This window comes from Kribbella sp. NPDC048837 (genome assembly GCF_055586945.1).
Genome location: NZ_JBVJHF010000005.1, coordinates 165,277 through 189,598 on the forward strand (window position 1 = coordinate 165,277; position 24,322 = coordinate 189,598).

Below are 24,322 nucleotides of genomic sequence, written 5' to 3' on the forward strand. Positions count from 1 at the left end.
CCGAGACTAACGCCCTCACATCCCACCCACCTCGAACCGTTCCTCCGAGCGTGGCACTCACTCAGACTCCGACGCGCGGCCGGAACGCGATCCTCGCCGTCCTGCTGACCGGCCAGTTCATGGCGAACATCGACACCGCGGTCGCGAACATCGCCGGCCCGTCGATCGGCGCCGATCTGCACGCCTCCGAGGGAGCGGTCGGCCTGGTCGTGTCCGGATACGTCGTCGCCTTCGCCGTGCTGCTGATCACCGGCGCCCGCCTCGGCTCGTCGCTCGGCTACCGTACGACGTTCCTCCTCGGCCTGACCGTGTTCACGGTGGCCTCGCTGGCGTGCGGGCTCGCGCCGGAGATCATCACGCTGGTCGTCGCCCGCTTCGTCCAGGGTGCCGGCGCCGCGCTGATGGTCCCGCAGGTGCTGAGCGGCATTCAGCTGCACTTCCAGGGCCGCGATCGGCTGAAGGCACTCGGCTACTTCTCGATCGCGCTGTCCGGCGGTGCCGTCGCCGGGCAGATTCTCGGCGGCGTCCTGATCGCGGCTGACCTGTTCGGCACCAGCTGGCGCCCGATCTTCCTGGTCAACGTCCCCATCGGCATCGCCCTCGCGATCGCCGCGCGCCGACGGCTCCCCGCCGATCCGGCCGGGCACCGTGATCGCCTGGACCTGCTCGGCGTACTCACGTTGTCCACAACGGTTCTGCTCGTCATCGTCCCGCTCCTGCTGGGCTCGGAGCGCGGCTGGCCGGCCTGGTCCTGGGTCTGCCTCCTGCTGAGCCTCCCGGCCCTGGCCCTCTTCGAGTACGGCGAACGCCGTACAGCCGCCCGTGGTGGTCGTCCACTGATCGCCCGCCAGGTCTTGAGCACCCCGTCCGTCCGGGCCGGTCTGCTCGCTCACGGTTGTACGTCGGGCACGTACTTCGCCCTGCTCTTCGTTCTCGCCCTCTACCTCCAGGACGGCCTCCACAAAGGCCCTGCCTACTCAGGCTTCGCCATGGTGATCTGGGTGGCCGCCTTCGGTCTGGCCGGTCCTGTACTACCCAGACTGCGCAGGGGAGTGCGGTGGATGCCGGTCATCGGCTGCCTGGTCCTCGCGGCCGGCTATCTGTCGGTGCTGGCCTATCTGCTGCTGGGCGGCCGCACTGGGCCATTCCTGTTCGTGTTGCTGGGCATCGGCGGCCTCGGGCTCGGTATCAGCGCCAACACGCTGATCGGGGCCATCACATCCAGCATGACTCCGCAGTACGCCGCTGACCTGTCTGGAGTGGTTGCCACCAACGCACAGCTCTCCGGCGCACTGGGCGTCGCTCTGGCCGGTTCTACCTATGCCGCGCTGGCAACTGACCCCAGTCGCGCGCTGAGCGTCGTACTGGCTGGGTTTGTCGTTCTCACCCTGATCGGGGCGGGCGCGGCTCAGCGGCTGGTCAGGTAGCGGTAGCGGTACGCCTCGCGGTAGCCGAGCCTTCCGTAGGTGGCTATCGCGGGGCCGTTCTCCTCCAGCACCTCCAGGTAGGTGCGGCGACCGCCCAACGGACCGGACCAGCGGGCCAGAGCCTGCAGGATCGCCGAGCCCAGGCCACGGCGGCGGTACGCCGGGTCGACGCGGATCGCATCGGCGCCGAGCCAATGGCCCGTCATGGATCCACGCCCAACGGCCACAATCCGGCCGTCCAAGGTGATCGAGGCGAAGACGGCCTTCGGTGCGCCCTCGAGCACCTTCGGCGCGGGCTCGGGCACCGGACCGTCGAACGCGGCCGCGTACCAGGCGTCTCCCGGGTGCTCCGCGACCAGTACGTCGTACTCCGGTGCGGCGTTCACGTGGTCGAGCGTGGTGTGCATGACGAGGACGTCGGACTGCTCGGGGCGGGCGTCGACCCAGCCGAGGTCACGGAGCTCCTCCGCCTCCGGGCTGCCGAGCCGGATCAGGGCCTGCGGGGGCAGGCCGCGCTCGTCGTAGAAGGCTTCAGCGTGCTTGAGGGCCTCGGCCACGGGCATCCCGGGGCTGCCCGCCGGCAGCAGCGAGTTCCCCCGGCCGGTCCAGCCGGCCGATGCCCGGAGCAACCAGTGACCGACGTACGACGTTTCGACCGCGGGGCGGCCCAGTGCGGTGGTCAGGAAGAGCTGCTCGACGTCCACCGGGCGCAGCGGCAGCTCGGGGATCGTTTTCGCCGCTGTAACCTCACCGGCGCCGATCTGGTGCAGACTGCTGTCAGCGTGCCGAACGACCAGGCCTGCGGGGTCCCAGGACTGCAGGACGCCGATCACGTCGGTGAGGCCGCCCGGTATCCGGTGCCGGACCACGACACGGTGGCCGATATCACGGGTATCCAGGCCTGACACGATGCGGACTCCTGGCAGAGTGGGCGAAGTATTACCGTGATACTAGAGACCCTGCACCAAGCACAGCACCACCGCATCGCAGCACCCCAAGTCCAGCGCTGCGCTTGCCTGCCATAGGAGGAGAGCAGTGACCTACGTCATCGCGCAGCCGTGTGTTGACCTGAAGGACCTCGCGTGTGTCGAGGAGTGCCCCGTCGACTGCATCTACGAGGGCAACCGGATGCTGTACATCCACCCCGACGAGTGTGTCGACTGCGGAGCGTGCGAGCCGGTCTGCCCGGTAGAGGCGATCTACTACGAGGACGACACCCCGGAGCAGTGGAAGGACTACTACACCGCGAACGTCGACTTCTTCAACGACCTGGGCTCCCCCGGCGGCGCGTCGAAGATGGGCAAGATCGACAAGGATCACCCGTTCATCGCGGCGCTGCCCCCGCGGGAGCACGACGAGTAATCGTCCGACTACCTACTGATGCGGGGCGTCCTCGAGTGGGCGCCCCGCATCATTGCTCCTGGACGTCCACGTGGACGTGGTCGAGGTGGCGGAGGATGGCCGGGTCGCCGGAGCGCTCAGGTGGGGTGTAGTCCCGCCAGCCGCTGTCCGAGCGGCCGCCCGCGGTCCAGATCTTGTCGCTGAAGATGACCGTCTTGATCTTCAGCACGTCCGCCCGCGCGACCAGGTACTGCGCCATCGCCCAGCCCTTGGTCGTGTTGGCCGCCGAGATCGGCCGGACGAACACGTCGACCGCCCGGCCGTCGTAGTGCGCCGAGCCCTCCATGTGCCCTGACCGGACGCCACCCGCCGCGTATCCGCCGGTCGACAACTCCCCGAACGTCTGGATCAGATCCTTCCGTACGGCGTCCGCCCGCGGCGTCAGCCCGTTCCGGCCCATAGTCTCGGCCGGCACCGACGCCGTGTTCACGGTGCAGCTGAACACGCTCTTCGACTGCCCGGTCAGCGCCGACGCGAGGACCCGGGCGTCCGCCTCGTGGTCGGCGTACGCGTTGGGGAACGCGCTGCGCTGCACCGCGTCTGCCGCGACCGTGACCGCGAGCTTCTGGTAGTTCTTCACCTTCACCAGCGCGTCGTAGAACTTCCCGGCCGCGTAGTGCGGGTCCCGCACCTGCGCCTCGGTGCCCCAGCCCTGCGACGGCCGCTGCTGGAACAGCCCGAGTGAGTCCCGGTCCCCGTGCGCCAGGTTGCGCAGTCCGGACTCCTGGTACGCCGTCGCGAGCGCGATCGTCGCCGCCCGCGCCGGCAGCCCACGGCGTACGGCGACGCCCGCGATGATGGCGGCCGACTCGGCCTGCTCCAGGTCGAGGACCACGGTCTGGTTGTCGACCGTGGCCTCGCACTGCTCTGGGGGCGGCAGGATCGACCCGATGTTCTTGCCGCCGACCCACGCGATGCCGACGCCGATCGCCAGGCTGAGCGCCCCGATCGCGCCCAGGGCAACCACGGCACCCCGCTTCATCGGCATACCGCTCCCAACGTCCGGGGGCGGTGGGCAGGTTCCGATCTGTGCGTCACGAAGTGGTTGACGTGCACAACCTCACATTGGTTGGCCGAAGTCACGCGTTGGCGTGCAGGGCCTCGTTGAGCGTGATGCCCTCACCCTTGCGCGGCCGCGCCTCGACCGCACCGGTGACCGAGTTGCGGATGAACAGCAGGCCAGGCTGGCCCGACAGGTCGCGGGCCTTCACCACGCTGCCGTCCGGGAGGGTGATCTTGGTACCGGCGGTCACGTACAGACCGGCCTCCACCACGCAGTCGTCGCCGAGCGAGATGCCGGTGCCGCCGTTCGCGCCGAGCAGGCAGCGCTTGCCGATCGAGACGACCCGCGTGCCGCCGCCGGACAAGGTGCCCATGATCGACGCCCCCGCACCGATGTCGCTGCCGTCGTCGACCACGACGCCGGCCACGATCCGGCCCTCGACCATCGACGTACCGAGCGTGCCGGCGTTGAAGTTCACGAATCCCTCGTGCATCACGGTCGTCCCCGAGGCCAGGTGCGCGCCCAGCCGGACCCGGTCCGCGTCGCCGATCCGGACCCCACTCGGTACGACGTAGTCCGTCATCCGGGGGAACTTGTCGACGCTGGTCACCGACAGGTGCTGCCCGGCCGCGCGGGCCCGGAGCCGGACCTGCTCGATCTCCTCGACCGGGACCGGGCCGAGCGACGTCCACGCGTTGTTCGGCAGGGCGGCGAAGATGCCGTCCAGGTTGAGGCCGTGCGGGCGGACCAGGCGGTGTGACAGCAGGTGCAGCCGCAGGTACGCGTCCGCGGTCCCGGCCGGGGCCTGGTCCAGCGTGATCCCGGTCGCGACGACCGCACGCCGTACCTGCCGGAGCTCGTCGTAGCCCTCGGCCGCGATCAGCTCGGCGGGCGCCTTCGCGCCGTCCGGCTGGGTGCCGAGCTCGGGGGCCGGGAACCAGACGTCGAGGACGGTCCCGGCGGCGGTGACGGTGGCGAGGCCGAAGCCCCAGGCGTGCGTGGCGTTCTCGGTCATACCCACACCCTAATTCGGCGGCGCCCGGCGACGGACCGTGGTCTACTCTTCGGATGCTTCCCGCCTGGCTTCCCCGCGGCCCGGTCCTCCGGGCGACCGAGGCGCCGTCGGTCGAGGCGTTGCACGGGGAGCTGCTGCGGCAGTGGGGGTCGTCGGAGGTGTGGCGGCTGTCGTACGGCCTGCGCAGCGTGATCGTGAAGCGCGGGACGGACGCGCAGTCCGGTGAGGCGACGGCGTACGAGCGGTTCGTCGTTCCGCTCGGTTTGCCGGCTCCGGAGCTGCTCTCGGCGACTGACGGCGTGCTGGTGCTCGCGGATGTCGGACGGGTGACCCTGGAGCAGGAGCCGTCGGCGGAGGGGTTCCTGGCCGCGGCTGGGCTGCTCGCCGAGATTCGTCGCCGGGCTGTTTCCGGACCGACCGGTTTCCCGCCGGAGCACGCCAAGGAACTGGCCGACCGGATCGGGCGGGTCTCGTTCGATGTGGCGCCGTTGACGCAGGCACTCGCCGCGCTCCACCAGCAGGCGCCGCTGGGTATCGTCCACGGCGACTTCGTACCGAAGAACCTGGTGACGGACGGGACCTCTTGGACCGCAGTCGACTGGCCGCTCGTGTACGTCGCTCCGCACCTCAGCGACCTCTACACGCTGGTCCGCGATGCCGTTGCCCTCGGCCACGACCGTGGGCCGATCGTGGGCCGGTACGTCGAAGCCGCCGGAGCCGACCCCTTCCTGGTCGACCGGCAGGTGCTCGTCGGCGGCGCGTGTTTCTGCCTGCGCGCCCTGGACTTCGTCATCGCGGAAGGTCTGCGCACGATCCCGGGCTCCGAGGACTGGATCGATCCGCTGCTGGCCGAGCTCGAAGGTCTCGTGGGGCAGCTCGCGTGAAGCTCCTCGTCCTCGGCGGCACGAAGAACCTCGGCCGCCACGTCGTCGAGGCCGCTCTCCGCGACGGCCACGAGGTGACCCTGTTCAACCGCGGGCGGACGAATCCCGGCCTGTTCCCCGAGGTACGCCGGTTGACCGGTGAGCGCGCGGATCCCGGCGTACTGGCGACGGGGGAGTGGGACGGCGTCATCGACATGTCCGGCTTCCTGGTCCACGACGTCCGCCTGAGCGCCTCGCTGCTCCGCGACCGCTGTGCGCACTACACGTACATGTCGTCGATCGCCGTCTACGCCAGCAAGACCACGCCCGGCATGACCGAATCCGCGCCTCTCTTGGCTTGGCCGGCCGGCGCACCCGAGGACCACTTCACCATGGATCTCTACGGCCCCTCCAAGGTCCGGTGCGAGGCGCTGCTCGCCGACACCTTCGGCCCCCGGACCGCCGCCGTACGCTCCGGCTTCGTCGTCGGCCCCTACAACCCCGACTTCGGCAACTGGGGCTGGGCCCTGGCCCACAACACCCCGATGGAATGCGCCGCCCGCCCCGGCCAGCCCATCCAGTACATCGACGCCCGCGACCTGGCCGCCTTCCTCCTCCACCTCACCACCGCTGCCGTCCCCGGCCCCTACAACGCCGTCGGCCCCACCCACACCATGTCCGCCCTCGCCGACACCTGGCGCTCCGCCGTCCCCACCGCACCCCCCATCAACTGGACCCCCGCCGTGGACCGCTTCCACCTCCCCCACGACGGCACCAACGACGGCACCTTCCAACTGGACAACACCCGAGCCCGCACCGCCGGCCTCCACCTCCGCCCACCCGAATCCACCGCCCGCGACTACATCACCTGGGTCCAAGATGGGAACACCCCACCCCCACCACCGCACTGAATCCAGGGCAACCTGGGGCATTCAAGAGCAGATATCCACAGACCCAGTTCTGAGCCGCCACGGACGCCTGCCGGCTCATAGGGTTTCCGTCCATGTACTTCGAACGGCCGCTGGTGCGTGCCTACGTGGACGAGACCGGCGACCGTGGTCTGTCGCTGCGTGCGTCGCGATACTTCGGCATGGTCGCGGTCGTCGTCGCTGACGAGGACGATGCAGGGCTTCGGCGTGCGATCGCGCACTGCAGGCATCGGCTGTCGGTCCCGGTGCGGAAGCCGTTGCACTGGACAGAGCACGTGAAGAGGTTCCCCCGGCGGCAGTTCGTGGCGGCGCAGCTGGCGGCGGTGCCGGGCGTTGTGGTGAATTTCGTTCTGGTGGAGAAGTCGGCGATCGGCCTGCTGGAGGAGGCGATCTCCGATCAGGTCGCCTTCTACAACTTCGTGGCCGGGCGGGTGCTCGAGCAGGTGCTGCGGACGGCCGACGAATGGCCGGGAGGTCGGCGGGATGTGGTGATCTCCTTCGGGCATGTCCGGGGGTTCCGGCATGAGGAGACGTTGGCCTGGTTCGAGAAGTTGCGGGTGCGGGCTGCCGATCGTGCGCCGTGGGAGCTGCTGCGAGGGCGGCCCGCATTCCTGGGTCCCGGGCAGCTAGACGGGCTCCAGGCTGCGGACCAGTACGCCGGCATGCTGAGGGCAGCGCTCGAGGCGGACGAGTTCGGGGGCTTCGAGGCGCACCACCTGATGGCTGTCCGGCATCAGATCCGACGTGCAGACGACGGCCCAGGTGGCTTCGAGGTCGTCGTGGTGCCTGGGACGTTGGAGGCGTACCCGTGGTGGCCGCGCACCGGGTTGTGAACAGCAACGAGACCTTCGATGGTCCGGAGCGCCGCACCTGATCAGGCGGGTCTGGCAGCAGACCTGGCGTTCTCTCCGCGGCCATCGAAGGCCTCGTAATCAACAGCCTAGCAGGAGACCAGCACGCCTTGAGACGTTTGCACGGCCCGCCGCGTTGAAACGTAGCATTGCGGCCGTGATGATCGAGACAGGTGGCGGTCCGGGTGGGCCGAACAGTCCGCGGGCCGGGTTCAGCAGTGTTGACGCTGTGCGTTATGCGGGGGCGGGTGGGCGGCAGGAGGCCGAGCTGCCGGGCGTTGACGTTGGTGCGCGGGCCGGGGATCGGTTGCGGTACAAGATCTATCCGGAGCTTGATGGTCAGCTGAGCTACGCGGCGACGTACGCCGCGGTGGATCTGGTGTTCACCGACGGGTCCCGGCTGTCGGAGGCCGGTGCCACGGATCAGTACGGGATGCCGTTCGACGCGGCGGGGCAGGGTGCGGCGAAGATTCTGTACGCCGACCAGTGGAACGACGTGCAGGTCGATCTCTCGGCGGTCGTGGGGAAGACGGTCGAGCGGGTGCTGCTGGTGGTTGATGCGCCGGACTCGGACTTCCAAGGGTGGATCGACGACCTCGAGATCTCGCCGGCACCGGCGCGACTCGACGGGTCGGACCTGGTTGCGTACGTCGACACGCGGCGCGGCACCAACGCCAGCCACGGCTTCTCCCGCGGCAACACGCTGCCGATCACCGCCTGGCCGAACGGATTCAACTTCCTCACCCCGGTGACCGACGCCTCCACGCATCGCTGGCCGTACGAGTACCACCGGACCAACAACGCCGACAACCGCCCCGAGCTGCAGGGACTCACGTTCTCCCACCAGCCGAGCCCGTGGATGGGCGACCGCGACCAGCTCACGATCATGCCGGTCGCGGCGGCCGAGCCGCTCGGCGATCCGGCCGAGCGAGCCGTTGCCTTCAGCCACGATGACGAGCTGGCGCGCCCGGACGTGTACTCGGTTGCCCTCAGCAACGGCGTACGCGCGGAACTGGCGCCGACCGACCACGGCGCGATCTTCCGCATCACCTTCCCCGGCGACGCGCCGGGCCGGCACCTGGTCTTCGACACCATCGACGAGAACGGCGCCTTCGGGTACGACGGGACCGCGCTGACCGGCTGGGTCGAGAACGGCTCGGAGACCGGCCGGACCCGGATGTACTGCTACGGACTCTTCTCCGCGACCCCGACCGGCTTCGGACCGGCGACCGGCGGCCGGGAGAACGCCCGCGCCGCGACGTTCGGCGCGTCCGAGGTGACCCTGAGGATCGCGACGTCGTTCATCGGCGTCGACCAGGCCCGGCACAACCTGGAGCTCGAGCTCGACGGCCGCACCTTCGACGACATCCAGCGGGCCGCCAACGAAGCCTGGAACGAGCGCCTGCAGGTGATCCGCCCCGAGGGCGCGACCGAGCCGCAGTTGCGCACGGTCTACGGCAACCTCTACCGCCTCAACCTCTACCCGAACTCCCACTTCGAGAACGCCGGTTCGCACGACGCCCCCGACCACCGCTACGCCAGCCCGGTGCTGCCGACCGAGGGTACGGCGACCGACCGCGAGACCAACTCGGTCGTCAAGCCGGGGAAGATGTACGTCAACAGCGGCTTCTGGGACACGTATCGGACCGCGTGGCCGGCGTACGCGTTCCTCTACCCGGAGCTGACCGCCGAGCTGGTGGACGGTTTCGTGCAGCAGTACCGCGACGGTGGGTGGATCGCCCGCTGGTCGTCGCCCGGTTACGCGGACTGCATGACCGGGACGAGCTCCGACGTCTCGTTCGCGGACGCCTACCTGAAGGGCGTCGCGCTGCCCGACCCGCTGGCGACGTACGACGCCGGTCTGCGCAACGCGACCGTCGCGCCCACCGAGACCGAGGTCGGGCGGAAGGGTGTGGCGACCGGGTTCTTCGCCGGCTACGTGAGTACCGACACCGAGGAGAGCGTGTCGTGGTCGCTCGAGGCGTACCTCAACGACTTCGGTCTCGCGCTGATGGCCGACCGCTTGGCCGACGACCCGGCCGTGCCCGCGGAACGACGGGCCCGCTTGCACGAGGAAGCGTCGTACCTGCGGCGCCGCTCGCTGAACTACGTCCTGCTGTTCGACCCGGACATCAACTTCTTCCAGGGCCGGCGGCCGGACGGGCAGTTCGCGAAGACGCCCGCGGAGTTCGACCCCTGTGAGTGGGGCGGCGACTTCACCGAGACCGACGGCTGGAACTTCGCCTTCCACGTCGCCCATGACGGCCGCGGCCTGGCGAACCTGTACGGCGGCCCGCGTGGTCTGGAGGCCAAGCTCGACGAGTTCTTCGCAACGCCCGAGCTGGCCACGAAGAAGGGCACCTACTCGATCGTCATCCACGAGATGCTCGAGGCCCAAGCCGTCCGGATGGGCCAGTTCGGCTTCAGCAACCAGCCGGCACACCACATCGCGTGGATGTACAACTACGCCGGTACGCCGTACAAGACGCAAGCGATCGTCCGCGAGGTCCTGCAACGCCTCTTCGTCGGCGAACAGATCGGGCAGGGCTACCCGGGCGACGAGGACAACGGCGAGATGTCCGCGTGGTACCTCTTCAGTGCCCTAGGCATCTATCCGCTCCGCGTCGGCGCCCCCGAGTACGCCATCGGCTCCCCGCTCTTCGCCCGGACCGTGGTCACCCCGCTCGGCGGCACGCCGATCGTGATCACCGCCTCCGATCACCGGCACCCCTACGTGCAAGAGGTCCTCGTCGACGGCAAACAGTTGCCGACAGCATCCATCCCCGACGACGTCCTGCGGTCCGCCCGCGAGCTCCACTTCGTCCTCGGCCCCGAGCCGTCCGACTGGGGAACCCTCGACACCCCACCCGCGCTCACCACCGACGACGCGGTCCCCGCACCCCTGATCGACCTGATCCCTCGCCAGGACCACCCGCTCTTCGACGACGACTCCACCACCGAAACCCGCTTGTCGACACCGACGGTCACCTGGTCCCTCCCCGAGCCCGCGACCGCCGGCTTCTACACCCTCACCTCCGGCTCATCCGAAGGTGACCCAACCTCCTGGCGCCTGGAGGCGTCCCTCGACGGCACCACCTGGTCCGTCCTCGACACCCGCACCAACGAGACATTCCCCTGGCGCCGCCAAACCCGCCCCTTCACGATCACCACCCCGGACGCCTATACGCACTACCGCTTGACGATCACGGCCTCGACCTCGGACGTCAGCCTCAGCCAAATCGAGCTCCTAGCCTGACTAGGTAGACGTCGCAAGCGCGGTCGGTGGCGGACGGTCTCAACCATCCGCCCCGACCGCGCTGCGTTCGGCATGTGGGCCGCGGCAGTAGCAGGTGGTGTCACGCTGACCGAGTCGACTGGTTTCGCCGGCGTCAGTGCCAGAGCTCGGCGATTAGCTCCGCCAGCGCTCGGCCCTGGTCGTAGCCTCCTCGCGCGGCCTGCACACGGGTTGACGGATCCATCGCATTGGCGTTGAACACGTCACCCGCGCCGACATCCGGAAAGACCGTCTCGACCCTGCTACCCCCGGCGCGCAGCTCGTCGACCTGGGTCGCGAGATCCATGCCCCACTCCAGCGGCATCCGCGACCTGCCGCCGAACGGCGACAGCACCAGCACCCGCCCGTAGCCAGCCGCCAGGTCAGCGTTCTCGCTCCGTCGGTAGCCCCCGTTGATGTACCGGTTCTTGCCGACGCGGTACGGAGGGACGGAACCGAATCCGTTGCTGGTGCTGGCGGCAACGGCATCCACCAGCTCGATTCCGCTGTGTCGGTCGAACACGACCGGTTCCCCGGTCTGTGCATCAACAGCCGTGATGAGCACACGCCGTTCCGGCCACTGCCGACTGGGAAGCCGAGCCGCCACGATGTCGCGCCAGCGCGGGTTGAAGCCGTTGGAAGCATCCGCCTCGAGCGCCGCGGCCCCCATCCTGCGGCGCATGTCGGCCGCATCCCGAGCAGAACCGATGATCGCGTTCGACCAGTCCAGATAGCTCTGCCCCGACAAACTTGGAGCACGTCCGCCGGCCGATCCGGCGCCGCTGGTCTGTGGCTGAGGCACCTCGCCGAGGATCGCCGCATACAGTTCGGCCGGCCGAGTCCCGCTGGTGATCTGGGCAGCCACTGTCGACCCTGCCGACGTCCCGATGATGAGATCAGCCTCGGTGACATCAACCCCGGCATCGGCCAGCCCAGCGATGAGACCAAGCTCCCACGCATTGCCCGCCGCCCCACCACCAGCGAGAACCAAGGCCCGCTTATCCGAGTCGCCCGCTAGTCCTACGGAGTCGACCCGCTGCTCGACCATCGGCCCGTGCCCTGGCATCCGCGCCCCCGCGATGCCATCGGACGCAGCCGTCGAGCTGCTGCCCGGAGTCGAAGAAGATGTTGTGTCCATGGGAGTCGCCTTTCACAAGTTGCCTGTCAGGCGCTCCCAGCCGCGACTACCTCAGTAGCCCGATCGCAGACTGCAGGGAAGCACCCACTACGGATACTGCGCACATGGGTCCCACCTCCCGCCGATCGATCCAATACCGCCAAGATGCTAACAGCACCTAACGCCCATCGCGCCGGCTCATGTCACATCCCACGCACCGCCGGAGGGCGGTCGCCTGCCGTGTGAGGGAGCCCGTGGTCCCTCCCGCGCGCGACCTCTCGCCCCACGATCGCCACCACCTGCCGCGCACAGACCCACGAGGTTGCCCCCCTCAACCGGAGGGTTGCCCAGCAGGTTCTCGGTGGGCAACCCTCCAGCTGATGGGGCAACCTCGTGCGGTGTCGCCCAAAGCTCGGCATGGTCGACCCGGAGATGACCGAGGACGACGCGGACAGCACCTGGCGCTAACCGCGCCGGCTCGTGTCACATCCCGCGCCCACCGCCGAAGGCGGCCGGACTAGCAGTCGCCGCGAAGCGGTGTCCTTTTCACGTGCAGCCCGCACACCGACAGCACCTGGCGCCAACCCGGCCGGCTCGTGACTCATCCCGCGCGCCGCCGCCGGAGGAGCAGTCGCCGCGAGCGGTGTCCCATCACGTGCAGCCCCCTCACCCACAGCACCTGGCGCCAAACCCGGCCGACGCGCGACACATCCCGCGCCTGCCGCCGGAGGCGGCCGGAGGAGCAGCTCGCCGCGAAGCGGTGTCCTTTCACGTGCGGGGCCCGCTCATCCACAGCACGTGGCGCCAACCCGGCCGGCTCGTGACTCATCCCGCGCCCGTCGCCGGAGGCGGCCGGAGCAGCAGTCGCCGCGAAGCGGTGTCCTTTACCTCTTGCGGGGGGCTGAGGTGGCTCGGATGTGGAGTTCGGTGCGGAGGGTGACCGTGGACGGCGGGCGTCCGGGGGAGGCCGTCCGGTCTTTCAGGAGCAGCCCGGCGGTTCGACCCAGCTCGTACGTCGGCTGGGCCACCGTAGTCAGGCTGGGTACGACGAGATCCGCCCACGGGATGTCGTCGAAGCCGACCACGGCGATGTCCTTCGGTGCCCGAAGCCCCTTCTTGGCCAGGCATTCCAGCGCCCCGACCGTCATCAGGTTGTTCGTCACGAACAGCGCCTCGGGCGGCTCCGGCAACTCCAGCAAGCTCTCCATCGCCGCATACCCGCCCGCCTCGCGGAAGTCCGCGTGCCGGACCAGATCCTTGTCGTACCGGATGCCGCCCGCCCGCAGCGCGGACCGATACCCGGCCAGCCGGTCCATCGCTGTGGAGACCTTGCGCGGCCCAGTGATGCAGGCGATCCGCCGGTACCCACCGTCGATCAAGTGTTTGACGCCCTCGTTCGCACCGTGTTCGTTGTCGACCAGCACGGTGTCCGCCTCGACCCCGTCGACGCGCCGGTCGATCAGCACCATCGGGAGCTTGGCATCCGCGAGCAGCTGCACGCCTTCCGCCGTACTGGTCGGGGAGATCACCACGCCGGCCATCTGATCGGTCAGGACGGCGGACGCGTACGCCGCTTCCTTGGCGGGATCCTCGTCGGAGTTGCAGAGGACCACGTGGTAGCCCTCGGTCTGGGCGACGTCCTCGAGGCCGCGGACCAGCGAGGTGAAGAACGGGTTCTCGATGTCGGAGATGACGACGGCCCACAGGTTCGTGCTGGACTTGCGCAGGTTGCGGGCGACGCCGTTCGGGCGGTACCCGAGCTCGGCCACCGCGGCGCGGACCTTCTCGGACAGCTCCGGATCGACGTTGCGGCGGCCGCTCAGTACGCGCGACACGGTTGCCGGCGACACACCCGACCTGCGCGCGACGTCGTAGATCGTCGTCATGCCCGCTCCCCGCTGGTCCGATGGTCGTCTGGGTCGCACCTTAGTCCCGATCCAGAGCAAAGGATCTCACGGAGACCGCAAACTGAGGGGGGCGCGCCATCCAGGAAGGCAAGGGCGGCGGCCCGACGCAGTGCCGAGTCCGCGGCGCCGTTGACGGTTGTCGACAATGCACCGGCCGCGTTGGCGAGCCGGACGGATTCCACCAGGTCAGCGCCGGAGGCGAGGGAGGCAGCCAGCGAGCCGCAGAAGGCGTCACCCGCGCCGACGGCGACCTGTGGCCGTCCTGCTGGGCCGGCAACGACGAGCTGTACGCCGCCAACGGCGACGGCAAGGGATTCAGCCTGGGCGGCGACTTCGCCGGCATCGCGGTCAGCGAGACCAACGGCACGCCCGGAAACTTGTCCGGGGCAACGATCTCCCCGGGAAGATCAGGTCGGATCGGTGTGGAGTGGTGCCGGGTACAACCGCAAGCCCATGAGCGTCGGCATGCAGGCGTTCGTCGGCGAGACCGCCACCGGCCTGGTGTGTCCCGGCGACACCCTCTACTCGCGGTCCAGGATCTCGCGCTCGACTTCAACGACGTACCGGCCGCAACGATCCTGAAGTCCACGGGCCACGGCAAGACCTGGGCGTGGGACAGGAAGAAGCCGATGTTCGCGGACCACCTGTTCACGACGATCTGGTTCGCCGACTTCGGTCGCGGTGGCGCGCTGGCGCCGGACGGTACGTCCATACCTACGGGCTGGACGGGAACTGGCGGGACTCGTTCGACGACACGGTGCCGGATCCGCAGGATGTGTTCCTGGCCCGGTTCCCGCTTCACGGTCGGCTAGGGCCAGGGGAGCAGGTCGGGTGCCGGGCCGCTGATCGGGCCTGGCGCCTTCCTGCCTGCGTACCAGGCGGTGAGGTCGGTGAGGTTGCCGGTGAGGGCTCGGGGGTCGCCGGTGCCGGTGTCCCAGGTGGGGCCGTTGTCGGCTTGGAGGATGAGGTGGATGTCTTCGGGGGTGCGGGCGCGGAGGAAGTCGAGGAGGTGGAGGCAGAAGTCGGTCGGCCACTCGGCTGGGGTGGCGCCGAGGTTCAGGTCGGTGGTGTGGATGGTGAGTTCGCGCCAGGTCGCGTCGAGGCCGGCGGCGAGGTTGCTGTTGCGGTGCAGGATGGGGCGGGCCCAGTCGTCGGGGCCGACCTTGTCCCAGGCGGTCAGCAAGGCGGTGGTTGCTTGGGTGAGGTGGTCGGTCAGCTCGGCGGCGGGGCGGTGGGCTCCGGCCTCGATACCGGCGTCCCGGGCCGGGCGGCCGCCGTCGTACACCTCGATCACGCGGCCTTTGAGGGCCTCCTCGACCTGGCGGGTCATGGCTTCGGAGAAGTTGGCGATGTGAGTGATCACGTGGCCGCGGGACCAGCCCGGCAGGCCGGACGCGGCCCGCGCGGTGTCGTCGTCCAGGTCCGCCACCAGAGTGTTCAGCCGGGTGGCGATCGTCTTCACGTCGGTCAGGGCCACAAGCGCTCCTTGGTCCAGTCGGGTCCGTCCAGCCGGTAGCGGAGGCGGAGATGCCGGCGATCCGGATCCGCCTGCCAGAACTCCACTTCGTCGGCCTGCAAGCTGTAGAGAGTCCAGTTCGGTGCGACCAACCCCGGCTCGGCCGTCAGTCGCTCGGTCTGCTCAGCAACCACCGCACTGATGTCCGCCGGATCATCCAGTACGGCGCTCTGCCGTCCGGCCAGCGTCTCGGCCCGAGCCGGCATCGGCCGCGACAGGAAGTCCCGCGCCGAGTCCTCCGGATCCGCAGGCACGACCCGGCCCAGCACACGGACCTGCCGCCCCAGTGGGATCCAGTAGAACGTCAGAGCGGCGTACGGCGATGCACTGAGCTCCTCGCCCTTCCGGCTGCTCGCGGACGACGCGAACTGCCAGCCGTCGTCGGTCACGTCCTTGAGGATCAGCACTCGCGCATTGGGCCGCCCGTCGGCGCGCACCGTCGACAGCGTCGCCGCACACGCTTCCGGCACTTGTCGGTCAACCGCGTCCAGCAGCCAGTCGACGAACAGCGGCTGCGGCGTCTCCGGAGTACGGACGGGGTCGAACGCCGGCGGGGTCCCGGTCAGCGTCGGTACGGCGCGAAGCCTCGTGCGGAGATCGGTCACGGGGCGACCCTAGAGCAGCTATTCACATGGCAGCAAGCGGATATCCCATTAGGATGGCGACCGTGAGCATGCTGGCTTTCGCACTGGCGGCGACGATCAAGCACGACGGGCACGGTGGCGTCGCCGACCTCCTCGCGACCCCCGAGGAGGCTGGGGGATGGCTCGAGCAGCACCAGGAGTTGGTGACCGGGGTGCTCGGCCGGCCGCTCGGGGGAGTGGACGACGCGCGCGACGAGCTGGTGCGAGTCCGGCGTGCGGTACGAGCGCTCTTCGCCCGGGCGGTCGCGCCGGAGCCGCCGAGCAAGGCGGACGCGGATCGGCTGATGGATGCGGAGGCCGCGCTGCGCATGGTCAACCGGGCCGCCGACAGGCTCGGGACCCTGCGGTTGGACTGGCCCTCCGAGGGCGCACCAGTCATGCGCTGGGCCGGACGAACGGAAGACCCGGTCGCGTTGCTGGTCGGTGCGGTCGGCCGGTCCACGATCGACTTCCTGGCCGGACCGGACCGGGCTCGGCTGCGCGCCTGCCCGGCCGGGCGGTGCGTCAAGTACTTCCTGCAGGACGATCCGCGCCAGCTGTGGTGCTCGCCGACGTGCGGCAACAGGGAGCGGGTGAACCGCCACTACCGTCGGCAGCAGGGCCGATAGCCTTTGCGTTATGACCGTCGCGCGTTTCAAGGACTTGTGTGTCGATGCGACGTGCCCCAGTGCGATGACGGCGTTCTGGGGGCGGGTGATCGGGCTGACGTCGCCGGCCGACCACCCGAACGTTCTGGTCGGGGACGTGCCGGAGAAGACCATCTGGATCAACAAGGTCGACGAACCGCCGACGGTGAAGCATCGGGTGCACCTGGACGTGCACACCGGCGCGATCGCCGATCTGGAGCGCGAGGGCGCGACCGTGCATTCGCCGTCGACCGACGAGCAGCACTGGACCGTGCTGGAGGACCCGGAGGGCGGTCAGTTCTGCGGATTCGTCCGCGCCGCGGTTCCGGCGTACCGGCTGATGGAACTCGTGGTCGACTCGGCCGATCCGGAGGCCCAGGCGCGCTGGTGGGCCGGTGTGGTCGGTGGCGACATCGCGAGTACGCCGGGCAAGCCCTGGCGCTGGCTGGAGAACGTACCGGGGCTCCCGTTCCCGTACTGGGTCTTCGTACCGGTGCCCGAGCCCAAGACAGTCAAGAACCGGGTGCACTGGGATGTCACCGCGCCCGCGCTGCAGCCGGTGCTCGACGCGGGTGCGACACTGCTGCGGCCCAAGGACGACGAGATCGGCTGGAACGTCTGCGCCGACCCCGAAGGCAACGAGTTCTGCGTGTTCCTGCCACCAGCAGAGGAGTCTTGATGGCCAAGCTCGACCTCACCATGTCCGGCCCCGACCTGACCGAGGCGCTGGTGAACATCTCCTCGGTCAGTGGGACCGAGGAGCCGCTTGCGGACGAGGTGGAGGCCGCGCTGTCGTCGTACGCGCATCTGAAGGTGTTCCGGCACGGAAACACCGTCGTCGCGCGGACCGACCTCGGCCTGGACGAGCGGATCGTCATCGCCGGGCACCTCGACACGGTCCCGCTGAACGACAACCTCCCGGCCCGCCGTGCCGACGGACTGATCCACGGGCTCGGCGCGTGCGACATGAAGGGCGGTGTCGCGGTCGGACTCCGGCTGGCGGCGACGCTGGACGAGCCGAACCGGGACGTCACCTATGTCTTCTACGACTGCGAAGAGGTCGAGTCCGAGCGCAACGGCCTGTTCCGGCTGACCCGGTCCAACCCGGAGCTGCTGGAGGGCGTGTTCGCGGTCGTGATGGAGCCGTCGAACGCCGTGGTCGAGGCCGGTTGCCAGGGCACCATGCGGATCGAGGTCACCACCCGCGGGGAGCGCGCGCACTCGGCCCGGTCCTGGATGGGGACGAACGCGATCCACGCCGCGGGCGAGGTGCTCGCGCGACTGGCGGCGTACGAACCGCGGCGGGTGCCGATCGACGGGCTGGAGTACCGCGAAGGGCTGAACGCGGTCGGGATCCACGGCGGCGTCGCGGGGAACGTCGTACCCGATCTGTGCACGGTGGAGATCAACTACCGGTTCGCACCGAGCCGGTCGGAGGCCGAGGCCGAGGCGCACCTGCGCGAGGTGTTCGACGGGTACGACGTGGTCGTGACGGACTCGGCGCCCGGTGGGCTGCCGGGGCTGGAGCGGCCGGCCGCGGCGGCGTTCCTGCAGGTGGTCGGGGGTGAGCCGAAGCCGAAGTTCGGGTGGACCGACGTGGCCCGGTTCACGCTGCTCGGCGTACCGGCGGTGAACTACGGGCCGGGCGACCCGCTGTACGCGCACAAGCAGGACGAGTTCGTGCCGGAGGAGGAGATCGAGCTGTGTGAACAGCGGCTGAGGGCCTGGTTGACGGCGTAGGTACTCCGGGTGGCGGACCTCGCGTTTCCGGGCTCGCCCGGAATGTCCGCACTAATCTGGAGGTATGGCAGAACCATCGATCCACCCCGACCGTCCGATCGGCCAGCAGCAGCGCGGGCCGGTCGTGATGCGCCGCAACCAGGTGCAGCAGTCCACCTCCGAGCAGCGGCTGCTGGACAGCCGCGGACCCTCGGACTGGGTGCACACCGACCCGTGGCGGGTCTTGCGGATCCAGTCGGAGTTCATCGAGGGGTTCGGCATGCTCGCCGAGCTCGGCGCGGCGATCAGCGTGTTCGGTTCGGCCCGGACCAAGCCGGACGACCCGATGTACGCGGCCGCGGAGGTGCTCGGGCGGAAACTGGTCGAGGCCGGTTTCGCGGTCATCACCGGTGGCGGACCGGGCGTGATGGAAGCGGCGAACAAGGGCGCGTCCGAGGCCGGCGGCGTGTCGGTCGGGCTCGGCATCGAGCTGCCGTTCGAGAACGGCCTGAACGAGTGGGTCGACGTCGGGATGAACTTCCGGTACTTCTTCACCCGCAAGACCATGTTCGTGAAGTACGCGCAGGGGTTCGTGGTGATGCCGGGCGGGTTCGGCACGCTCGACGAGCTGTTCGAGGCGCTCACGCTGGCGCAGACGCGGAAGGTCACGTCGTTCCCGGTCGTGCTGTTCGGTACGTCGTACTGGGGCGGCCTCGCGGACTGGCTGCGGGAGACGATGCTCGCGGACGGGAAGATCTCGGCGGCCGACCTCGAGATGTTCACGATCACCGACGATGTGGACGAGGCGATCAGCTACATCGTGAAGGCCGGCGAACTCGCGGACGCGGCGGCGGAGGAGGCCGCCGCGACGGCGGCGCGCGAGGTGGCCGAGGCGGACAGTCCCGAGGCCCGGGCGCGACGCGAGGCACACCGGTTGGGCTCCGACGGAAGCTGACCGCGGTCCTGCTGCGGCGTGGCCGTCGCCTGGTTCGGCCTGCTGTTGTGGGCGTTGCCGGGGGTGTGGGAGCTTCGCTCTCGGCCGAATCGGGCTCCGATTGTGCGGGTGACTTCGTCGGCATGGCACGATCGGTCCCGTGATGTGGTTCTTCGGGCTGATCGTGGTGCTGTTGATCGGGGCTGTCGCGGTAGTGGCCTCGGGTCGTTGGGGTGCCATGAGTACGGCGTACGACGACCGGCCCGACATGACCGTCCCGGCCCGGCAGGCACTGACCTCCACCGACATCGAGTCGGCCCGGTTCGCCGTCGGGCTGCGCGGCTACCGGATGGACGAGGTCGACACGCTCCTCGAACGCGTCGCGAAGGAGGTCGCCGAACGCGACCGCCGCATCGCCGACCTCGAACGCGCCGTCGCCCCCATCGTCGACGCCCCCGACGGCGCCGGCTTCACCTCCCGAGCCACCTACGACCCCGCCGACTTCGACGACACCGGCACCCAGAAACCCATCCTCGTAGGCGGCGACTTCCCAGCCACGACCGCCGAGCCCGGTCCTGCTGGGACCTCCACCGAGACCGGCCCTGCTGGGACCTCCACCGAGGTCGGCGCTGCCGGGATTGCCACCGAGGCCGGCGCTGCTCGGACCTCGACCGAGGCCGGCACCGCTGGGACCGCCACCGAGTCAGGCCCTGCTGGGACCGCCGCCGAGTCCGCCGGCGCACCCGCTGACCCAGCCGCCGCCGCGCCCGCCGAGTCGGCCCCCGCTGCGCCGGCGTCCGGTACTGCCTCGCCTCCGCCCGACTCTCCGTCGACTTCAACCGCCCAGTCCGCGTCGGCACCCACCGAGGGCCCCGCCCGGACCACCGCCGAGGACGACGAGCCCGACACCAGCGAGATCCCTCAAACCACCCACGCAGAAGCGGCCAACGAGTACGAGCGCCTCCAAGCCGAAGCCCGCGCCCTCCTCGACGCCCAGTCCCACCCCACCACCCCCCGCCGCCCAACCGGCCCCGCCGCACCCCAGCCACAAGCACCACAACACCCGGGCGCAGCCTCACCCGAGCACCCCCAGGCGCAAGCAACCGAGCAGCCCGGCACGCAGCAGCCCCAGCCCGGTGCCTACTCCCAGCAGCCCGAGCAGCAGGCCTACACAACCCAGCACCCCGAGGCGCACTCGCAGCAGCCGGAGCACCAGGCGTACTCGCCCCAGGCACAGACCTACGAGCCACACCAGCCGGAGTCCGAGCCCTGGTTCCAACCGACCGACCCCACCACGGACCCCCGGTCGCCCCAGGCACGCGCCGCACGACAGTCGCCCGTACAGCTGCAGCAACCCACGCAACCCCCGCCGCAGTCCACGCCCACGCAGCCCTCGCCGCAGTCCGGCCCCACCCAGCCGCAGACCTCGGCCCTGCAGTTCCCCACAGACCAGCCGCCCACGCTGAACCCGCAGATCCGCCTACAACAACCCCAGGCCGACCTCTCACCCCAGCAAGCCCCGCCGGAGCCGGCCCCCGCCCAGTCCCACACCTCAACCCTGCTCCTCCCCACCGACGAGCAGCCCCCCACACAACCCCAAATCCGCCTGCAGCAACCCACAGCCGACCAAGCACCCGCGCAGCAACCCCCCACGCAACAGCCACGCACGCAGGACTGGCCCGCCCAGCAGCCACCCGCGCAGCAATCGCCCACGCAGGAGTGGCCGGCCGAGCAGCCGCCCGCGGAGCCCACCTCCGCGCAGCCGCAGCAGTCGCCGACGGACCCCGGCTTGGCGCAGCCGCAGCCCGCACTGCGGTTCTCCATGGACCAGCAGGCTCCAGCTGAGCACCAGTCGTCAGCGCAGCAGCACCCGGCAGGCTCCAGTCGCGAACCGCAGTACGACGCCCCCGCGCAGCAGTTCCCGGCCGGGCAACAGTCGGCACCGAACCCGCAGACGCCGACCGCACCGTCATCCGACTGGTCGCAGCCGTCTGCACCTCCCGCCGGAGCGCAGTCCGAGCGGACCCTGCACTGGACCCTCGCCGACCCAGCCTCCCAGTGGCAGCAGCCGTCGGACTCATCCCCACAGCCGCCCACCCAGCAGACCCAGTGGCAGCAACCGACCGCCTCCACGCAGCCACCGACTCAGCAACCTGCACAGCCCGACTACCAGCACGAGCAGCAGGCGCGCTACCCGTCGGACGAAGAGCAGACCTCCGAGCATCCGGCGTACGTGGACGACGAGCCGCAGACCGCCGAGCACCCGGCGTACCTGGACGACGAGCCGCAGACCGCCGAGCACCCGGCGTACAAGCAAGACCACCAGCCCGCGCAGCAGCCCACCTACCAGCAGCAGCCGCGTCCGGCGTTCGAGCGGGAACAGCGGCCCGCCCACCAGTCGGCGTACCAGCAACCGCAGCAGCCGGCCTACGAGTCGGCGCAGCAACAGCAGCCGGGTTACCAGCCAGCGCACCAGCAACAGCAGCCCGCTTACGAGCAAGCGCAGCAGGCGCCGCAACCGCAGCCGACCGCGTACGAGCAGGCGCCCCGGCAGCAGCAGGAACCGGGCTACCAGCAGCCGACGCAGCAGCAGTCGACGCAGCCTCAGTACCAGTCATCGCAGCAGCAAGCGGCTGAGCGCGAGTACGAGCAGCCGCAGCAAGCGGCTGAGCGCGAGTACCAGCCGCGGCAGCCAGCGGCGCAGGGCGAGCACTGGCAGCCGCAGCAGTCCGCGCAGCCTGAGCACCAGCAGGATCAGGCTGCGCAGCCTGAGCACGAGTCGCAGCGCGACGCTCAGCCGCAGCGAGCCGCGCAGCCTGAGCACGAGTCGGAGCGGTCCGCGCAGTCTGACGCTCAGCCGCAGGAGGCGGCTCAGCCTGGTTATCAGCCGGCGCAGGAGCCCGCGCAGCAGGAGGGCGACGGATGGCAGTTCTGGCCGCCGGCGGATCAGCAGGGGGCTCCGGTGTGGCCGGCGCAGCCGGGGAACGGGCAGCCGACGGATCAGGGTGGCTCGGCAGGCGACGGTACGCACGGGCGGCACAGTGCGGCGCCTGGTGAGGGTGCTTATCAGCGTCCCAACTGATCTACTCGGGTGATGGATTCCGAGGGCGGATGCCACGCGGAGGCATCAATCGAGCTGGACCTGGACCCGCAGACCGCGTGGGACGTGGTGATGGACTGGGAGCGCCAGTCCCGCTGGATGCTGCTGACCCGCGTCTGGGCAACCAACCAGAACGGCACCGGCGTAGGCGCCGGCGTCGCAGCCCGGACTTCTGTCGGTGCCATCGGGTTCACTGACCACATGGTCATCACCCACTGGGACCCACCTCGAGAATGCACGGTCAAACACCTGGGCAAACTCGTCCGAGGCACCGGCACCTTCACCATCACCCCGACCTCGTCCACCACCCCGTCCTCCGGCACCACCGTGGGTTCGGGCGCCTCGCCATCGTCCGGCACCATCCCCGGGTTCGCGTCCACCGCGAGGTCCTCCGGCGCTGCGCCGGCTTCTCCGTCCACGCCGGACTCGACTGCACCGGCTTCTCCGGCCGCACCGGGTTCGGCCGGGCCGGGTTCGGCCGGGCCGGGTTGGGCCGGGCCGGGTTGGGCCGGGCCGGGTTCGACCATGCCCGGCTCGACCGGTCTGGGCTCGACTGCGCCGGGGTCCTCCAGTGCGTCGGCTTCGACGAGCACGTCGGCTTCTGCCACGGCCGGCGAGTCGGGTGCCGGTGCGGGTGCGGGTGCCACGGGGAGCAGGTTTACGTGGGCGGAGGACGTTGTGCCGCCGTTGGGGAGGGTGGGGGTGCTGGCTTGGCCGGTGGTTCGGGTGGGGTTCGAGTGGCTGATGCGGGTGTCGTTGCGGCGGCTGGTGCGGGAGGTGGCGGGATGACGGTGATCGGGGCGGACGGGCAGCCGCGGTGCGGGTGGGCGACCTCGGCGCCGGAGTACGTCGAGTATCACGACAACGAGTGGGGCAAGGAGATCCGCGACGACATCGCGCTGTTCGAGCGGATGACGTTGGAGGGGTTCCAGTCGGGGCTGTCGTGGATCACGATCCTGCGGAAGCGGGAGAACTTCCGGGCCGCGTTCGCGCACTTCGACCCGGCGATCATCGCGAAGTACGACGGTGCCGACTTCGATCGGCTGATGGCGGATCCGGGGATCGTTCGCAACCGGCTCAAGATCAACGCGACGATCTCGAACGCGCGGGCGTTGCTCGAGCTCGACGAGGGTGAGTTCACCGAGCTGCTGTGGTCGTTCCGGCCGGCCGAGCACAAAGCTCCGAAGACGCTCGGCGATGTGCCTGCGACCACGCCGGAGTCCGTTGCCATGTCGAAAGCCCTGAAGAAGAAGGGTTTCGTCTTCGTGGGGCCGACCACGGCGTATGCGTTGATGCAGGCAACGGGCATCGTCAACGATCACCTCTCCACCTGCATCGCCCGCTGATCCACGCTTGGCGGATTGTGGGAACCGAGGGCGGAGTGTGGTGAGTTGCACCTTCGCTAGTCGGTGGTGAGGCGAGGTGCGGATGGTCGGGCGATGGCCTGTGCTGCTGGTCGTTGAGACGGCGCAGGTGGGGCGCAGGTGGGTGCGGGTTGGCGGGCGTGCCGGGGGTGTCCGCGGTTGGTGGGGGCGTGGGATGCGGAGGGGATGGCGTGCGTTGTCTGACTGTCCGCGGGTGCGGCGCTCGCGTGCGCGGTCGGTGGGTGGGAGCGAAGGGGTGGATGGGGGCGCGTTTCGCTTGCTGACGGGCTGCGAACGAGGGGCCGGGTGGGGTGGGTTTTGGACTGGTCCTGGTGGGTGGTTGGGGTGGGGTTTGTGGGGGTGAATGCCGCGTGTGGGTGGGGGTTTCGGCGTGCGTTCAGCACCTGCACGTGCAGGTGGAATGTGCATCTGCAAGGGGTGCCGGAGATTGATGAAATTGGGTAAAACACAAACGGCTGAACGAGTTGTGCTTTGGGCACTGAACGTGATGAGGTGTTCCTCGGGCGCCCCCGGCTGTCAGGTGGTTGTCCGGCCGTGACTCGCCCGGCCGGAACACGGTCGGGGGGCCCACCAACGTTTACAGGCCCCTCCGATGTGCGTGGACGACCAAC

21 protein-coding genes and 1 pseudogene are annotated in these 24,322 nt (G+C 69.7%); 14 read left to right on the forward strand and 8 right to left on the reverse strand.

The window, feature by feature from the left end; all coding sequences use genetic code 11:
* Positions 1-50 precede the first annotated feature (50 nt).
* Positions 51-1,427 (forward strand): MFS transporter, encoded by a 1,377-nt coding sequence (locus tag ACZ6O0_RS24230; protein ID WP_465767243.1) that lies wholly within the window; start codon positions 51-53, stop codon positions 1,425-1,427.
* On the opposite strand, the gene ACZ6O0_RS24235 is transcribed toward ACZ6O0_RS24230, so the two are convergent.
* Positions 1,409-2,335 (reverse strand): GNAT family N-acetyltransferase, encoded by a 927-nt coding sequence (locus tag ACZ6O0_RS24235; protein WP_465767244.1) that lies wholly within the window; start codon positions 2,333-2,335, stop codon positions 1,409-1,411. The genes ACZ6O0_RS24230 and ACZ6O0_RS24235 overlap by 19 nt on opposite strands.
* Before the next feature lie 127 nt (positions 2,336-2,462).
* On the opposite strand from ACZ6O0_RS24235, the gene fdxA reads away from it, so the two are divergent.
* A complete protein-coding gene (gene fdxA, locus ACZ6O0_RS24240) occupies positions 2,463-2,789 on the forward strand; it encodes a ferredoxin (RefSeq protein ID WP_465767245.1) in 327 nt (108 codons plus the stop codon).
* 49 nt (positions 2,790-2,838) lie between these two features.
* Here fdxA and ACZ6O0_RS24245 read toward each other — a convergent pair whose 3' ends face one another.
* Together ACZ6O0_RS24245 and dapD are read right to left on the reverse strand one after the other, a co-directional pair.
* Positions 2,839-3,816, reverse strand: coding sequence for a VldE C-terminal domain-containing protein (locus ACZ6O0_RS24245; RefSeq protein WP_465767246.1), 978 nt, complete (start codon positions 3,814-3,816; stop codon positions 2,839-2,841).
* A 91-nt stretch (positions 3,817-3,907) separates the two neighbouring features.
* The gene (dapD, locus tag ACZ6O0_RS24250) at positions 3,908-4,846 is read right to left on the reverse strand and encodes a 2,3,4,5-tetrahydropyridine-2,6-dicarboxylate N-succinyltransferase (protein WP_465767247.1); all 939 of its coding nucleotides are present in this window, start codon (positions 4,844-4,846) and stop codon (positions 3,908-3,910) included.
* Between the two features lie 53 nt (positions 4,847-4,899).
* Here dapD and ACZ6O0_RS24255 point away from each other — a divergent pair, with 53 nt between their 5' ends.
* From ACZ6O0_RS24255 to ACZ6O0_RS24270, 4 genes are all read left to right on the forward strand, one after another.
* On the forward strand, positions 4,900-5,730 hold the full coding sequence (locus ACZ6O0_RS24255) for a phosphotransferase (protein WP_465767248.1): 831 nt from the start codon (positions 4,900-4,902) through the stop codon (positions 5,728-5,730).
* On the forward strand, positions 5,727-6,620 hold the full coding sequence (locus ACZ6O0_RS24260) for a Rossmann-fold NAD(P)-binding domain-containing protein (protein ID WP_465767249.1): 894 nt from the start codon (positions 5,727-5,729) through the stop codon (positions 6,618-6,620). Before ACZ6O0_RS24255 ends, ACZ6O0_RS24260 begins: the two co-directional genes overlap by 4 nt.
* A gap of 92 nt (positions 6,621-6,712) precedes the next feature.
* Positions 6,713-7,471 carry a DUF3800 domain-containing protein gene (locus ACZ6O0_RS24265; RefSeq protein ID WP_465767250.1) on the forward strand — a complete coding sequence of 253 codons (759 nt, stop codon included), beginning with the start codon at positions 6,713-6,715 and terminating at the stop codon, positions 7,469-7,471.
* 178 nt (positions 7,472-7,649) lie between these two features.
* On the forward strand, positions 7,650-10,745 hold the full coding sequence (locus ACZ6O0_RS24270) for a GH92 family glycosyl hydrolase (protein ID WP_465767683.1): 3,096 nt from the start codon (positions 7,650-7,652) through the stop codon (positions 10,743-10,745).
* 133 nt (positions 10,746-10,878) lie between these two features.
* On the opposite strand, the gene ACZ6O0_RS24275 is transcribed toward ACZ6O0_RS24270, so the two are convergent.
* From ACZ6O0_RS24275 to ACZ6O0_RS24285, 3 genes and pseudogenes are all read right to left on the reverse strand, one after another.
* The gene (locus ACZ6O0_RS24275) at positions 10,879-11,901 is read right to left on the reverse strand and encodes a patatin-like phospholipase family protein (protein WP_465767251.1); all 1,023 of its coding nucleotides are present in this window, start codon (positions 11,899-11,901) and stop codon (positions 10,879-10,881) included.
* An 863-nt stretch (positions 11,902-12,764) separates the two neighbouring features.
* Entirely contained in the window at positions 12,765-13,766 is a 1,002-nt protein-coding gene (locus tag ACZ6O0_RS24280) for a LacI family DNA-binding transcriptional regulator (protein WP_465767252.1), read from the reverse strand.
* Positions 13,763-14,080: pseudogene (locus ACZ6O0_RS24285) on the reverse strand (PfkB family carbohydrate kinase); the annotation flags it as partial. The gene ACZ6O0_RS24280 and the pseudogene ACZ6O0_RS24285, both read right to left, overlap by 4 nt.
* Positions 14,081-14,290: 210 nt before the next feature.
* Here ACZ6O0_RS24285 and ACZ6O0_RS24290 point away from each other — a divergent pair.
* Entirely contained in the window at positions 14,291-14,599 is a 309-nt protein-coding gene (locus ACZ6O0_RS24290; protein ID WP_465767253.1) for a hypothetical protein, read from the forward strand.
* Here the strand turns inward: ACZ6O0_RS24290 and ACZ6O0_RS24295 are convergent.
* The gene (locus ACZ6O0_RS24295) at positions 14,596-15,264 is read right to left on the reverse strand and encodes a maleylpyruvate isomerase family mycothiol-dependent enzyme (RefSeq protein ID WP_465767254.1); all 669 of its coding nucleotides are present in this window, start codon (positions 15,262-15,264) and stop codon (positions 14,596-14,598) included. The genes ACZ6O0_RS24290 and ACZ6O0_RS24295 overlap by 4 nt on opposite strands.
* Positions 15,255-15,908: a pyridoxine/pyridoxamine 5'-phosphate oxidase gene (locus tag ACZ6O0_RS24300; protein WP_465767255.1), complete on the reverse strand. Its 654-nt coding sequence runs from the start codon at positions 15,906-15,908 to the stop codon at positions 15,255-15,257. Before ACZ6O0_RS24300 ends, ACZ6O0_RS24295 begins: the two co-directional genes overlap by 10 nt.
* A gap of 68 nt (positions 15,909-15,976) precedes the next feature.
* Here ACZ6O0_RS24300 and ACZ6O0_RS24305 point away from each other — a divergent pair, with 68 nt between their 5' ends.
* The 7 genes from ACZ6O0_RS24305 (at position 15,977) to ACZ6O0_RS24335 (ending at position 23,672) form a co-directional block, all read left to right on the forward strand.
* Positions 15,977-16,555, forward strand: coding sequence for a CGNR zinc finger domain-containing protein (locus ACZ6O0_RS24305; RefSeq protein WP_465767684.1), 579 nt, complete (start codon positions 15,977-15,979; stop codon positions 16,553-16,555).
* Between the two features lie 10 nt (positions 16,556-16,565).
* On the forward strand, positions 16,566-17,252 hold the full coding sequence (locus ACZ6O0_RS24310) for a VOC family protein (protein WP_465767256.1): 687 nt from the start codon (positions 16,566-16,568) through the stop codon (positions 17,250-17,252).
* Entirely contained in the window at positions 17,252-18,313 is a 1,062-nt protein-coding gene (dapE, locus tag ACZ6O0_RS24315; RefSeq protein ID WP_465767257.1) for a succinyl-diaminopimelate desuccinylase, read from the forward strand. Before ACZ6O0_RS24310 ends, dapE begins: the two co-directional genes overlap by 1 nt.
* A gap of 64 nt (positions 18,314-18,377) precedes the next feature.
* Positions 18,378-19,247, forward strand: a complete 870-nt coding sequence (locus ACZ6O0_RS24320) for an LOG family protein (protein WP_465767258.1) — start codon at positions 18,378-18,380, stop codon at positions 19,245-19,247.
* 142 nt (positions 19,248-19,389) lie between these two features.
* A complete protein-coding gene (locus ACZ6O0_RS24325) occupies positions 19,390-22,308 on the forward strand; it encodes a DivIVA domain-containing protein (protein ID WP_465767685.1) in 2,919 nt (972 codons plus the stop codon).
* A 90-nt stretch (positions 22,309-22,398) separates the two neighbouring features.
* On the forward strand, positions 22,399-23,115 hold the full coding sequence (locus ACZ6O0_RS24330; protein ID WP_465767686.1) for a hypothetical protein: 717 nt from the start codon (positions 22,399-22,401) through the stop codon (positions 23,113-23,115).
* Positions 23,112-23,672: a DNA-3-methyladenine glycosylase I gene (locus ACZ6O0_RS24335; RefSeq protein ID WP_465767259.1), complete on the forward strand. Its 561-nt coding sequence runs from the start codon at positions 23,112-23,114 to the stop codon at positions 23,670-23,672. The genes ACZ6O0_RS24330 and ACZ6O0_RS24335 overlap by 4 nt, the downstream gene beginning before the upstream one ends.
* Positions 23,673-24,322 lie beyond the last annotated feature (650 nt).

Coding starts and splice junctions, on each gene's coding strand:
- ACZ6O0_RS24245 (WP_465767246.1), bottom strand. CDS start 3,816: ATGCCGATGAAGCGGGGTGCCGTGGTTGCCCTGGGCGCGATCGGGGCG.
- dapD (WP_465767247.1), bottom strand. CDS start 4,846: ATGACCGAGAACGCCACGCACGCCTGGGGCTTCGGCCTCGCCACCGTC.
- ACZ6O0_RS24255 (WP_465767248.1), top strand. CDS start 4,900: ATGCTTCCCGCCTGGCTTCCCCGCGGCCCGGTCCTCCGGGCGACCGAG.
- ACZ6O0_RS24265 (WP_465767250.1), top strand. CDS start 6,713: ATGTACTTCGAACGGCCGCTGGTGCGTGCCTACGTGGACGAGACCGGC.
- ACZ6O0_RS24270 (WP_465767683.1), top strand. CDS start 7,650: ATGATCGAGACAGGTGGCGGTCCGGGTGGGCCGAACAGTCCGCGGGCC.
- ACZ6O0_RS24275 (WP_465767251.1), bottom strand. CDS start 11,901: ATGGACACAACATCTTCTTCGACTCCGGGCAGCAGCTCGACGGCTGCG.
- ACZ6O0_RS24280 (WP_465767252.1), bottom strand. CDS start 13,766: ATGACGACGATCTACGACGTCGCGCGCAGGTCGGGTGTGTCGCCGGCA.
- ACZ6O0_RS24305 (WP_465767684.1), top strand. CDS start 15,977: ATGCTGGCTTTCGCACTGGCGGCGACGATCAAGCACGACGGGCACGGT.
- ACZ6O0_RS24310 (WP_465767256.1), top strand. CDS start 16,566: ATGACCGTCGCGCGTTTCAAGGACTTGTGTGTCGATGCGACGTGCCCC.
- dapE (WP_465767257.1), top strand. CDS start 17,252: ATGGCCAAGCTCGACCTCACCATGTCCGGCCCCGACCTGACCGAGGCG.
- ACZ6O0_RS24320 (WP_465767258.1), top strand. CDS start 18,378: ATGGCAGAACCATCGATCCACCCCGACCGTCCGATCGGCCAGCAGCAG.
- ACZ6O0_RS24325 (WP_465767685.1), top strand. CDS start 19,390: ATGTGGTTCTTCGGGCTGATCGTGGTGCTGTTGATCGGGGCTGTCGCG.
- ACZ6O0_RS24330 (WP_465767686.1), top strand. CDS start 22,399: ATGGACTGGGAGCGCCAGTCCCGCTGGATGCTGCTGACCCGCGTCTGG.
- ACZ6O0_RS24335 (WP_465767259.1), top strand. CDS start 23,112: ATGACGGTGATCGGGGCGGACGGGCAGCCGCGGTGCGGGTGGGCGACC.